Below are 12,922 nucleotides of genomic sequence, written 5' to 3'. Positions count from 1 at the left end.
GAGGAGAACGCATGGAAGTCTGGCCTGGATCGGCTTATCCGCTGGGTGCCACCTTTGACGGCACCGGCACCAACTTCGCGCTATTCAGCGAGAAGGCCGAAAAAGTGGAGTTGTGTCTCTTTGACGACGACGGCGGCGAAGTCCGCGTAGACGTTACCGAGGTAGATGGTTACGTATGGCACTGCTACCTGCCGCAGGTGCAGCCGGGACAGAAGTACGGGTACCGGGTTCACGGGCCCTACGATCCCGACGCCGGTCAGCGTTTCAACCCCAACAAACTGCTGCTGGATCCGTACGCAAAGGCCATCCACCGGCAGATCGACTGGGATCCGTCCCTTTTCTCCTACAACTTGGGAGACCCCGATTCGCGGAACGATGAGGACTCAGCGCCGCACATGATGCTGGGCGTCGTCATCAACCCGTTCTTCGATTGGGACGGCGACAAGCTCCTGAGGATTCCTTACCACAAGTCGGTCATCTATGAGGCCCACGTCAAAGGCTTGACCCAGCTGCACCCGGAAGTCCCCGAAGAGCAGCGCGGCACCTACGCCGGCGTGGCACACCCTGCGGTCATCTCGCACCTGCAGAAGCTCGGGATCACCGCCATCGAACTGATGCCGGTGCACCAGTTCGTCAACGACGGCATCCTGCAGGACAAGGGCCTGAACAACTACTGGGGCTACAACACCATTGGTTTCTTCGCGCCCCACAACAGCTACAGCTCCAAGGGCGACACCGGCCAGCAGGTCCAGGACTTCAAAGCCATGGTCCGTGCGCTGCACACCGCAGGAATCGAAGTCATCCTGGACGTTGTGTACAACCACACCGCCGAAGGCAACCACCTGGGACCCACGTTGTCGTTCAAGGGCATCGACAACTCCGCGTATTACCGCTTGGTGGAAGATGACCAGAAGTACTACATGGACTACACGGGCACGGGCAACTCGCTGAACGTCCGCAGCCCGCACTCCCTGCAGCTGCTGATGGACTCCCTCCGCTACTGGGTCACGGAAATGCACGTCGACGGCTTCCGCTTCGACCTCGCCTCCACCCTGGCACGCGAGTTCTACGACGTTGACAAACTCTCCACCTTCTTCGAACTCATCCAGCAGGATCCCGTGGTTTCGCAGGTAAAGCTCATTGCCGAACCGTGGGACGTTGGTCCCGGTGGTTACCAGGTTGGCAACTTCCCGCCGCAGTGGACGGAATGGAACGGCCAGTACCGCGATACCGTCCGTGACTTCTGGCGCGGGGAACCCTCGACTCTGGGCGAATTCGCTTCCCGGCTGACCGGGTCGGCTGACCTGTACGAACACTCAGGCCGGCGGCCGGTGGCATCGATCAACTTCGTCACCGCCCACGACGGCTTCACGCTGGCGGACCTCGTCTCCTACAACGAGAAACACAACGAGGCCAACGGCGAAGACAACAACGACGGCGAGTCCCACAACCGTTCATGGAACTGCGGCGAGGAGGGGCCGACAGACAACCCCATCGTCCTCGGCTTGCGGGCGCGTCAGCAGCGGAACTTCATTGCCTCCCTGTTCCTGTCGCAAGGCGTTCCCATGCTGCTGCACGGTGATGAACTTGGCAGGACGCAGAACGGCAACAACAACGGCTACTGCCAGGATTCCGAACTTACGTGGATCAACTGGGACAACGTGGACCAGCCCCTGATCGAATTCACCGCGGCCGTGAGCGCACTGCGTGCCAAGCACCCCAGTTTGCGGCGCAGCCGGTTCTTCGACGGACGCCCTGTCCTGCGTGGGGAGGGCGAGCGGCTCCCGGACATCGTATGGCTGGATGCTGACGCCAGCACCATGAGTCCCTCGGATTGGGATGAAGCCCTGGGCCGCTCCGTTGGCGTGTTCCTGAACGGTGACGGCATCCATGGCCGCGACAACCAGGGCCGCCGCATCACAGACGTCAACTTCCTGCTGTACTTCAACGCCGACCAGGAAGACGTCGACTTCCGGATTCCCTCGGATGAATACGCGCCGGCCTGGGATGTCATGATCGATACTGCCGGAGAGGGAGCCGAAGCGGGCGTCATCAAGCCCGACCAGATCCTTTCCGTTGGCGGTAAGTCGCTGGTGGTCCTCCGTGCGCACAGCACTCCCGAGATCGAGCCGGACCACTCCGTCGCTGCCTCGCTTGCAGCATTGACGCAGACGAGCACCCCTGAAACGGCCTCGATTACGGCTCCCGCCGTAACGTCGCTGCCGTATGACTACAAGGGCCCCGACGAAGGGGACGACGCCGGCGAAGCTGCGGAAGCGGGCGAAGTTGCGGAAGCGGGCGAAGCGAAGGAGACCGAATCATGAGGACGCCAGTCTCCACCTACCGTCTCCAGATCCGTCCCGGCTTCACCTTGCAGGATGCCGCCGGACTCACGGGTTACCTGCACTCCCTGGGCGTCGATTGGGTGTACGTCTCGCCCATCCTGACCGCGGAGCAGGGCTCGGACCACGGCTATGACGTGACCGATCCCTCCACGGTGGACCCCTCCCGGGGTGGCCCCGAGGGTTTGGCTGCCCTGTCCAGGGCCGCCAAGGACAACGGCATGGGAATTCTTGCCGACATCGTGCCCAACCACATGGGTGTTGCCACTCCCAAGCAGAACGCCTGGTGGTGGAACCTCCTGAAAGACGGGCGGGATTCCAAATACGCCGAGGCCTTCGACGTGGACTGGGAATTCGGCGGCGGCAAGATCCGGATCCCGGTCCTGGGAAGCGACGACGACCTCGACCAGCTCAAGCTGGTGGACGGCGAACTGCACTACTACGACCACCGCTTCCCCTTGGCCGAAGGAACGTTCGCCTCAGGAGACAGTCTCAAGGATGTCCACTCGCGCCAGCACTACGAATTGATCGGATGGCGGCGGGCAGATGCGGATCTGAACTACCGCCGATTCTTCGCCGTGAATACCCTGGCCGGCATCCGGGTCGAAATTCCCTGGGTGTTCGACGAGTCGCACGCCGAGGTTGTCCGCTGGTTCCACGAAGGCCTGGTGGACGGACTCAGGATCGACCATCCGGATGGGCTTGCCGATCCGGAAGGCTACCTTGCCAGGCTTCGCGAGGCGACCGGGGGCGCTTACCTGCTTGTGGAGAAAATCCTCGAACCCGGCGAGCAACTTCCGGAGACTTTCAGCTGCGAAGGAACAACCGGTTATGACGCCCTCGCGGACGTAGACCGCCTGTTCGTGGATCCAACCGCCGAGGAATACCTCAATTCCTTGGACGCGCGGTTGCGGAACTCGGAGAAAGCGGCCGATTACGCCGAGATGATCCATGGGACCAAGCGGCGGATCGCTGACGGCATCCTGCGTTCAGAGATCCTGCGGCTTGCCCGCTTGGTACCGGTCTCCCTGGAACTGCCGTTCGCCAAGGTGGCCGACTCCCTTGCCGAGGTCATCTGCTGGTTCCCCATTTACCGGACCTATTTGCCCTACGGCGGGAAAACCCTCGTGGAAGCAATCGAGCGGGCCGGCCGACACCGCCCCGAACTCGAACCCGTCCTTGGGAAACTGCAGCCGCTCCTGCTGGATCCCGAAAGTGCTTTGGCGCGGCGGTTCCAGCAGACATCGGGAATGGTCATGGCCAAGGGCGTGGAGGACACCGCCTTCTTCCGCTACACCCGATTGGGCTCTCTCACCGAAGTCGGCGCAGACCCCACGGAGTTCTCGTTGCCCAGCGGGGTCTTCCACGAACGGATGGCCCGGCGCCAGCAGCTCCTGCCGCTCTCCATGACCACACTGAGCACGCACGACACAAAGCGGAGCGAGGACGCCAGGGCGCGGATCTCGGTTATTTCCGAGGCCGTGCCGGAGTGGGAACTTTTCCTTGGAACAGTTCAGCAGCTCGCGCCGATTCCGGACGGACCGTTGGCGGCGCTGGTCTGGCAGTCGATCGTGGGTGCCTGGCCGGCAGACCGCGGGCGGCTTCAGTCATACGCGTTGAAGGCGGCGCGCGAGGCCGGCAACTCCACCAACTGGACCGACCCGAACCCGGAGTTCGAAAGGCAGCTTGCAGCCGCCGTCGACGCCGCGTTCGACGTTCCCGAGGTCGCGGCCGCCTTGAAGAACTTCGTGGCTGAGCTGGAACCATACGGGACCTCCAACTCGCTGTCCGCCAAGTTGATCCAGCTCACCATGCCCGGCGTCCCTGACGTTTACCAAGGCACGGAGTTCCGGGACGGATCACTGACCGATCCGGACAACCGACGGCCGGTGGACTTCAATGCACGCAAAGAAGCTTTGGCAGCATTGGACCAGGGAGCGACACCGTCGTTCACGGAGGAATCGGCCAAGTTGCTGGTGCTCTCCCGGGCGTTGAGGTTGCGTAGGGACCGGCCCGAGCTGTTCGAAGGTTACTTGCCCGTCGCGGCGCAGGGAGCGGCAGCAGCACATGTGGTGGCCTTCGACCGCGGGTCTGGTCGTCGTGGCGCGCTGACTGTCGCCACGCGCCTTCCCCGTCGTCTTGCACGGGAAGGCGGCTGGCGGGACACCGTCATCGAACTCACGGTGAACTGCAGGGACGAGCTCACAGGGGCGAGCTACGCCCCGGGTGCTGTCCAGTTGAGCACCCTGCTGGAGCGGTACCCTGTGGCGCTGCTGGTACCCACTGACTGACGCCACCACGAATCACGGCAACGCACGCTTAAGGAACGTACAGGGGAACATCATGCTGAAGCACGCTGCTGGAAAGAATCTCTTTGATGTCTGGGCGCCGAACGCAAAAACTGTTCGGCTGGTGGCCGGAGGCCACGAATACGGCATGGAGCAATACGACGACGCCGCTGCCCACGGCTGGTGGCACGCGCCGGCTGAGGCGGTGGCAGGGGGAGTCGACGGCGTGCCGTACGGCTATCTTGTGGATGGAGAAGGACCGTTCCCTGATCCGCGTTCGCGGCGGCAGCCGGACGGCGTCCATGGCCTGTCTTCAACGTTCGACCCGTCCATCCACGAATGGAAGGATGCCAGCTGGAAGGGACGGAACCTCAAGGGTTCCGTCATCTACGAACTGCACCTGGGCACGTTCACGCCGGAGGGCACACTGGATGCCGCCGCTGGAAAACTGGACTACTTGGTGGACCTCGGCGTCGATTTCATTGAACTCCTGCCGGTCAACGGGTTCAACGGTGTCCACAACTGGGGTTACGACGGCGTCCTTTGGTACGCCGTGCATGAACCCTATGGTGGTCCCGCCGCCTATCAGCGCTTTGTTGACGCGGCGCACGCTGCGGGGCTTGGCGTCATCCAGGACGTCGTCTACAACCACCTCGGTCCGAGCGGAAACTACCTGCCAAAGTACGGTCCTTACCTGAAATCGGGGGAGGGCAACACCTGGGGTGACTCCGTCAACCTTGACGGCCCGGGCTCCGATGACGTGCGCCGCTACGTTCTGGAGAATGCGGCGATGTGGCTCCGCGACTACCACGTTGACGGACTTCGGCTCGATGCCGTCCATGCACTCCGGGACGAACGGGCCGTGCACATCCTGGAGGACTTTGGTGCGCTGGCTGACCAGATCGAGTCTGAAACGGGGATACCGAAAACCCTCATCGCAGAATCGGACCTGAACAACCCGCGCCTCATCTATCCCCGCAAGGACAACGGCTACGGGCTGGAGGGGCAGTGGAGCGACGACTTCCACCACGCCGTCCACGTCAACCTCAGCGGAGAAACCACCGGCTACTACTCGGACTTTGAATCGCTGTCCGTGCTTGCCAAGGTCCTGGAACACGGCTTCTTCCACGATGGCAGCTACTCGAGCTTCCGGGGTCGCCATCATGGCCGGTCAATCCGGCATGACCTCGCGCACCCATCGGCCCTGGTGGTCTGCCTGCAAAACCATGACCAAATCGGAAACCGGGCCATAGGTGACCGACTCACCGCGACGTTGTCCTATGGCAAGTTGGCCATAGGTGCCGTGCTGACCATGACCTCTCCTTTCACCCCCATGCTGTTCATGGGAGAGGAGTTCGGTGCTTCAACGCCGTGGCAGTTCTTCACCTCGCACCCGGAGCCTGATCTGGGCAAGGCCACAGCCGAGGGACGGATCAAGGAGTTCGAGCGGATGGGGTGGGATCCGGCTGTTGTCCCCGATCCACAGGATCCCCAGACGTTCGAACGCTCCAAGCTCAAGTGGGAGGAGGCCGGCGAGGGAGACCACGCCCGCTTGCTCCGGTTGTACCGGGATTTGGCACAGCTGCGCCGAAACACGCCTGAACTAGTCGACGGCGGCTTCGGGGACACCTCCGTCGAGTTCGACGACGAGGAACAGTGGCTGCAGATGTCACGGGGGAAAATCCGTGTTGTGTGCAACTTCGGTGACGACGCACTCGTGACGGCCCTGGAGGGGTCCTTGTTGCTGTCTACCGATTCCGAAGCTGCCCTGGACGAGGACACGCTGACGCTCCCGGGCGCCAGCGCCGCCGTCGTACGCGTCAACTGACACAAGCAGTGAACCGGGGTGACGGCGCCCACATGGCGGACACCGCCGTCGCCCCGGTTTCCACAGTGGCAGGATGGTACGTATGACTTATTCGGCCGCGGAAAACCGCTACGAAACCATGCCCTACCGCCGTGTCGGACGCAGCGGACTCAAGCTGCCCGCCATCTCGTTGGGCCTTTGGCACAACTTCGGCGACGACAAGCGATTCGACGAGCAACGCGCCATCCTGCGCAGGGCTTTCGACCTCGGCGTCAATCACTTCGACCTCGCCAACAACTACGGTCCGCCGGACGGATCGGCCGAAACGAACTTCGGACGCCACTTGAAGGACGACTTCAAGCCCTACCGCGACGAACTCGTCATCTCCACGAAGGCCGGCTACTACATGTGGCCTGGTCCGTACGGCGAATGGGGATCCCGCAAGTACCTGATTTCCAGCCTCGACCAGTCCCTCGAACGCATGGGCCTGGAGTACGTGGACATCTTCTACAGCCACCGCCCGGACCCCGAAACACCCTTGGAAGAAACCATGGGCGCCCTGGACTACGCGGTCCGTTCAGGCAAGGCGCTCTACGCGGGCATCTCGTCCTACACCCCTGAGCAGACCCTCGAAGCGGCCCGGATCCTCAAGGAACTCGGCACCCCGCTGCTGATCCACCAGCCGAGCTACTCCATGCTGAACCGGTGGACCGAGAATGGCTCACCCAACCTCTACGAGGCATTGGACCAGGTGGGCGCAGGCTCCATCGCTTTCTCGCCCTTGGCCCAGGGGATGCTGACCGACCGGTACCTCAACGGTGTGCCGGCCGACTCCCGCGCAGCAAAGGAACGTTTCCTGTCCGAGTCGCAGCTGACCGAGGACAAGCTTGACCGGGTGCGCGGGCTCAACGCAATCGCCCAGGGCCGGGGACAGACGCTCGCCCAAATGGCTGTGGCCTGGATCCTCCGGGATCAGCCGAAGGGCTCGCCGGTGACGTCGGCACTGGTGGGAGCTTCCAGTGTGAAGCAGCTGGAAGACACGCTCAGCGCCATCCAAAACCTGGAGTTCACCACGGAAGAACTGACGGCGATCGACGAGTTTGCTGTTGAATCGGACATCAACCTGTGGGCGCAAAAGTAGCCGTTCACGATTGACATAAGACGGGAGGGGCCGGTCGGGAACAAAGGCGGCCCCTCCTGTGTTGGCTACAATGCAAGTGTGCGCCGAATGGCGCCGTGCCAATCAGTCGTGCCCTGGACTCAGCCAGCGGTGCGCCTGGCACCTGAGGTTTAGTTCTCAAAGGAGTTCCGTGTCTTCACATCCGATTCGTGTTGCCATTGTCGGCGTAGGTAACTGCGCCGCATCGCTGGTCCAAGGTGTTCAGTACTACCGCGACGCTGACCCCAAGGCCACGATCCCGGGTCTGATGCACGTCGAGTTCGGCCAGTATCACGTCAACGACGTCCACTTCGTTGCTGCTTTCGATGTCGACAGCAAGAAGGTTGGACTGGACCTGGCGGACGCCATCGGCGCCAGCGAAAACAACACCATCAAGATTGCCGACGTCCCCGCTACGGGCGTCACCGTCCAGCGCGGCCACACACTGGACGGACTGGGCAAGTACTACCGCGAAACCATCGTTGAGGCTCCGGAAGAGGCCGTGGACATCGTCGCTGCATTGCGCGAAGCCAAAGCGGACGTCATGGTCTGCTACCTGCCTGTTGGTTCGGACCAGGCCGCCAAGTTCTACGCCCAGTGCGCCATCGACGCCGGCGTCGCGTTCGTCAACGCACTGCCCGTGTTCATCGCCGGCACCAAGGAATGGGCCGACAAGTTCACTGCTGCCGGTATCCCGATCGTGGGCGACGACATCAAGAGCCAGATCGGTGCCACCATCACCCACCGTGTCATGGCCAAGCTGTTCGAAGACCGCGGCGTCACCCTGGACCGTACGTACCAGCTGAACGTCGGCGGCAACATGGACTTCAAGAACATGCTGGAGCGCGACCGCCTGGAATCCAAGAAGATCTCCAAGACCCAGGCCGTTACTTCAAACGTCGAGGCCGAGCTGCACGCCGACGACGTCCACATCGGGCCTTCCGACTACGTCGCCTGGCTTGATGACCGCAAGTGGGCCTTCGTCCGCCTCGAAGGCCGCAACTTCGGCGACGCCCCTGTATCCCTGGAGTACAAGCTCGAGGTATGGGATTCCCCGAACTCTGCCGGCGTGATCATCGATGCCATCCGCGCCGCCAAGATCGGCCTGGACCGCGGCATCGGCGGCCCGCTGCTCTCCGCTTCCAGCTACTTCATGAAGTCGCCGCCGGAGCAGTTCAACGACGACATCGCCCGCGAAAAGGTCGAAGCCTTCATCCGCGGCGACATCGAACGCTAAACACCGCAGGACCCCTTTGTCGCCTGACGCCCCCGCACTGTGTGCGGGGGCGTCAGTCGTCTCCGGGACCCTCGCTCACATCCCCATGGTTTGACGGCGACGCTCGCTCACATCCCCATGGTTTGACGGCGACGCTTACTCACATCCCCAAGGTTTCCCACGGTCGCTTGCTCACATCCCCATGGTTTGGTGGCGACGCTCGCTCACATCCCTAGGGTTTCGTGGCGACGCTTACTCACATCCCCAGGGGTTTGACGCCGACGCTTACTCACATCCCTAGGGTTTGACGCCGACGCTTACTCACCCCTTCAAACGCGTGGGGGAGGGTTTGGTTGAAGGGCGTGGGGTGTGCGGGAGGGTTTGGTTGAAGGGCATGGGGTGTGCGGGAGGGTTTGGTTGAAGGGCGTGGGGTGTGAGGGAGGGTTAGAAAAGGCCCGTGGGGTTGCCGTCGGCGTCGACGTCCATGCGCATCGCTGCCGGTTCCTTCGGGAGCCCGGGCATGGTCATGACGGCCCCGGTCAGTGCCACGATGAAACCGGCACCGGTTTTCGGGATGAGGTCGCGAACGTGCACCCGGAAACCCTTGGGTGCCCCGAGCCTGGAGGCGTCGTCAGTGAAGGAGTACTGGGTTTTCGCCATGCAGACGGGAAGGCCGGACCAGCCGTTCTTCTCAATCTCCGCAAGGCGTTTGAGGGCCGGCACGGAGAACTCCACGCCATCGGCCCCGTATATCTCCTGCACGATCGTCCGGATCTTGTCCTCCACAGGCAGCTCCAGCGGGTAGAGGTGATGGAAACCGGACGGCGCATTGAAGGCAGCTGCCACCTTGGCGGCCAGTTCGTCCCCGCCATCCCCGCCTCCACCGCGGCCCCAGACGTCTGCGACGGCGGCCTCCACCCCTTCCGCTGCACACCATGCGAGGAGCCAGTCGAGTTCTTCCGCAGTGTCGGTGGCGAACTTGTTGATGGAGACAACCGGAGTGATACCAAATTTGGCCACGTTCCGGACATGCCTCTTGAGGTTCTCCACTCCGGCAGCCATGGCATCCATGTTGGGCTCGCCGAGGTTCTCCTTGGGAACCCCGCCTTGCATCTTGAGGGCCCGGATGGTGGCAACAACCACGACGGCGGATGGCGCCACTGCTGCGATCCGCGCCTTGATGTCCATGTACTTTTCGGCGCCAAGGTCCGCCCCGAAGCCGGCCTCGGTGACCACCACGTCAGCCAGCTGCATGGCCGTCCTGGTGGCGATCAGCGAATTGCATCCATGGGCGATGTTCGCAAACGGCCCCCCATGTACCAGCGCCGGAGTTCCTGCGATGGTCTGGACAAGGTTTGGCTTGATGGCGTCCTTCAGGAGCATCGTAAGTGCGCCTTCAACACCGAGATCCGCGACGGTGACCGGTGCCCGCTCATAGGTGTACCCGAAAGTGATCCTGCCCAGGCGGCATCGGAGATCGTCCAGGTCCGTGGCCAAGCAGAAGACGGCCATGATCTCGGACGCCACGGTAATGTCGAATCCATCCTGCCGTGGCACGCCCTGCGCGGGGCCACCAAGGCCGATCACCACTTCCCGCAAGGCACGGTCGTTCATGTCAAGGACGCGTTTGAACGTCATGCGGCGGGGGTCGATTCCCAGCTGGTTTCCTTGGAAGATGTGGTTGTCCACCAAGGCCATGAGGGCGTTGTTTGCTGAGGTGATCGCGTGGAAATCCCCGGTGAAGTGCAAGTTGATGTCGTCCATCGGCAGGACCTGGGAGTAGCCACCTCCCGTAGCCCCGCCCTTCATCCCCAGGATCGGCCCCAAGGAAGGTTCCCTAAGCGCGATCATGACTTTGTGTCCGGCGCGGGCCAGGGAATCGGCGAGTCCTACTGTGGTGGTTGATTTGCCTTCTCCGGCGGGAGTGGGGGACATGGCTGAAACAAGCACCACTTTTCCCGGCACCTTGTCAGCAGGGAACGCCAGCTTTCCAGGGTTGATCTTGGCTTTGTAACGCCCGTACAGCTCAAGGGCATCCACGTTGATGCCCGCTCTCTGGGCGATCTCCTCAATGGGGAGCATGGCGGCATTGCGGGCAATCTCAAGATCACTCATGGCCTTGTTTTCAGACATCGTTGTCCTTCGGCTGGATGTTCCCGTGTCACGGCTGACGCTTATGGCGCGCTAACGCTGTGCGCGACAATCTACCAGCCGCGAGGCCCGACGCTGAGGAACCTCAGGTCCTCGGAAGCAACAGGCCCCCGACGGCTTCACGGTAGCTGTCCAAGGTGATCGCAGCTGTGCGCTGCCAGCCGAACGATTCGGCATGGGTGGCCGCGAGCCGGCCCATGTCCTCGCGGGTCTGGACGTCGTCGTAGAGGTCCTCGAGGGCATCGGCCCAGTCCGTGGGGTCGTGTCCGTCCACCAGGATTCCGGTGCGGCCGTCCGAGATTGCCCGGGACAGACCACCGACGTTGGTGGCGACTACGGGTGTACCGCACGCCTGTGCTTCCAAAGCCACCAGGCCAAAGGACTCGCTGAACGATGGCATCACGACGACGTCGGCCGAGCGGAACCACCCGGCGAGTTCGGGCGCCACCACCGGCGGACGGTGGGTGACGACGTCGTCGAGTCCGGCTTCGTGGATGATCTGTTGGAGGTTGAAGTCCTTGGCGCCGCTCAGCGAGCCCAGGATGGTCATTTCCAGGTCGATGTCCGGCCTGCGCTTGCGGAGGATTCCGGCGGCCTTGACGAAAATCTGGGGACCTTTGAGCCGCTGGATCCGGCCGGCAAACAGAATGTGGAAGCTCTCCGGCCGCACCTCCAGCCGGGCACGTGACTTCTTTCGGAACGACGGCGTAAAGACGTTGAGGTCTACGCCGGGCGGAGCGATGTCGATCCGGTCGCGGTCCGCCCCGTAGTGCGACACGAGTTCATCGGCTTCAGCTGGGGTATTGGCTATCAGGCGGGCCGCGCCATCGACGATCCGCTGCTCGCCGTTCTCGCGGCGCCGCGGCTCCGGGTGTTCGCCGGGTTGCAGCACGAGGTTCTTTACCTTCGCCATGGTGTGCATGGTGTGCACCAGAGGAACTCCCCACAATGAGGCCAACTCAAGCCCCGCAACGCCTGAGACCCAATAGTGCGAGTGGATGGCGTCGTAGCGGCCATGCAGTTGCCGGTTCCGGATATTGTCGATCTCCACCACCATGTGGTGCAGAAGTTCGGGCAGTTCTTCCTTGGGTATCTTCCGGCGTGGTCCGGCCTTGACGTTGTGGACGCACACGCCGGGACCGGGATGCTCGACGGCGGGCTGGCTGGCTTTGGTGGCGCGCGTGAAGATCTCCACTTCAACACCCGACTCGGCAAGTGCCATGGCCAAGGCCCGGACGTAGACGTTCATCCCACCGGCGTCACCGGCCCCGGGCTGCTCCATGGGGGAGGTGTGCAGTGACAAGAACGCCACTCGACGGACCATCGGCATCGCACTCCTCCTGACTTTCACCGCACGTGGCTTTTGCCCTGCAGAAAACACTACTCCTGCCAAACCGTGCCTCAATAAAGCGGCCCCGCTATGTGGACAAGGCTGCTAGCGTGTGGGCTGTGAGCCAAGAACAAAGCTTTGACATCCGCGTCGCAACACCGGGCGACTGGGCCGGCATCTGGTCCGTCCTGGAACCCGTGATCCGGGAGGGCGAGACCTTCACCTGGGACCGCGGCACACCGGAGGACGAAGCGAAGGCGAAGTGGACCAAGGAAGAGCCCGGCCAGACGTTTGTGGCCGTCGACAGGGAATCCGGCAAGATTCTCGGGACCGGCGAATTCCACCCCAACCAGGGCGGTGGTGGCAGCCATGTCGCCAACGCCGGTTACATGGTGGCGGCCAACCACTCGGGCCAGGGCATTGCGCGGGCGCTCTGCGCATACTCGCTCCAGGAAGCCAAAGCTGCGGGGTTCTACGCGATGCAGTACAACGCGGTGGTGGAGAGCAACGTCAGGGCCGTGTGGCTCTGGCAGTCCATGGGATTCCGGATCCTTGCCACGGTGCCGGAGGCCTTCAACCATCCGGAGATCGGCTACGTGGGCCTGCACGTGATGTACCGCAAACTCTAG

8 protein-coding genes are annotated in these 12,922 nt (G+C 62.8%); 6 read left to right on the top strand and 2 right to left on the bottom strand.

The features are described from left to right. Positions 1 to 11 precede the first annotated feature (11 nt). The 5 genes from glgX to HMI60_RS13985 all read left to right on the top strand — a co-directional run bounded on the left by glgX (position 12) and on the right by HMI60_RS13985 (position 8,833). Positions 12 to 2,324 (top strand): glycogen debranching protein GlgX, encoded by a 2,313-nt coding sequence (gene glgX, locus HMI60_RS14005; protein WP_079580718.1) that lies wholly within the window; start codon positions 12 to 14, stop codon positions 2,322 to 2,324. Then, positions 2,321 to 4,633 (top strand): malto-oligosyltrehalose synthase, encoded by a 2,313-nt coding sequence (treY, locus tag HMI60_RS14000; RefSeq protein ID WP_193589832.1) that lies wholly within the window; start codon positions 2,321 to 2,323, stop codon positions 4,631 to 4,633. Before glgX ends, treY begins: the two co-directional genes overlap by 4 nt. 52 nt (positions 4,634 to 4,685) lie before the next feature. After that, a complete protein-coding gene (gene treZ, locus HMI60_RS13995) occupies positions 4,686 to 6,458 on the top strand; it encodes a malto-oligosyltrehalose trehalohydrolase (protein WP_193589831.1) in 1,773 nt (590 codons plus the stop codon). 82 nt (positions 6,459 to 6,540) lie between these two features. Next, entirely contained in the window at positions 6,541 to 7,578 is a 1,038-nt protein-coding gene (gene mgrA, locus HMI60_RS13990; protein WP_018776642.1) for an L-glyceraldehyde 3-phosphate reductase, read from the top strand. Between the two features lie 169 nt (positions 7,579 to 7,747). Next, positions 7,748 to 8,833 (top strand): inositol-3-phosphate synthase, encoded by a 1,086-nt coding sequence (locus tag HMI60_RS13985; RefSeq protein ID WP_018776641.1) that lies wholly within the window; start codon positions 7,748 to 7,750, stop codon positions 8,831 to 8,833. Between the two features lie 423 nt (positions 8,834 to 9,256). Here HMI60_RS13985 and HMI60_RS13980 read toward each other — a convergent pair whose 3' ends face one another. Continuing rightward, a complete protein-coding gene (locus tag HMI60_RS13980) occupies positions 9,257 to 10,945 on the bottom strand; it encodes a formate--tetrahydrofolate ligase (protein WP_039242340.1) in 1,689 nt (562 codons plus the stop codon). Between the two features lie 103 nt (positions 10,946 to 11,048). After that, positions 11,049 to 12,293: a D-inositol-3-phosphate glycosyltransferase gene (mshA, locus tag HMI60_RS13975; RefSeq protein ID WP_018776639.1), complete on the bottom strand. Its 1,245-nt coding sequence runs from the start codon at positions 12,291 to 12,293 to the stop codon at positions 11,049 to 11,051. A 110-nt stretch (positions 12,294 to 12,403) separates the two neighbouring features. On the opposite strand from mshA, the gene HMI60_RS13970 reads away from it, so the two are divergent. Beyond that, positions 12,404 to 12,922: a GNAT family N-acetyltransferase gene (locus HMI60_RS13970; RefSeq protein WP_193589830.1), complete on the top strand. Its 519-nt coding sequence runs from the start codon at positions 12,404 to 12,406 to the stop codon at positions 12,920 to 12,922.

The sequence above is a fragment of the Paenarthrobacter sp. YJN-D genome, assembly GCF_015040335.1.
GTDB lineage: Bacteria > Actinomycetota > Actinomycetes > Actinomycetales > Micrococcaceae > Arthrobacter > Arthrobacter nicotinovorans.
Note: the sequence above shows the minus strand (reverse complement) of the source record. Positions and strands in the feature narration are given on the sequence as shown.

Coding starts and splice junctions, on each gene's coding strand:
- glgX (WP_079580718.1), top strand. CDS start 12: ATGGAAGTCTGGCCTGGATCGGCTTATCCGCTGGGTGCCACCTTTGAC.
- treY (WP_193589832.1), top strand. CDS start 2,321: ATGAGGACGCCAGTCTCCACCTACCGTCTCCAGATCCGTCCCGGCTTC.
- treZ (WP_193589831.1), top strand. CDS start 4,686: ATGCTGAAGCACGCTGCTGGAAAGAATCTCTTTGATGTCTGGGCGCCG.
- mgrA (WP_018776642.1), top strand. CDS start 6,541: ATGACTTATTCGGCCGCGGAAAACCGCTACGAAACCATGCCCTACCGC.
- HMI60_RS13980 (WP_039242340.1), bottom strand. CDS start 10,945: ATGTCTGAAAACAAGGCCATGAGTGATCTTGAGATTGCCCGCAATGCC.
- mshA (WP_018776639.1), bottom strand. CDS start 12,293: ATGCCGATGGTCCGTCGAGTGGCGTTCTTGTCACTGCACACCTCCCCC.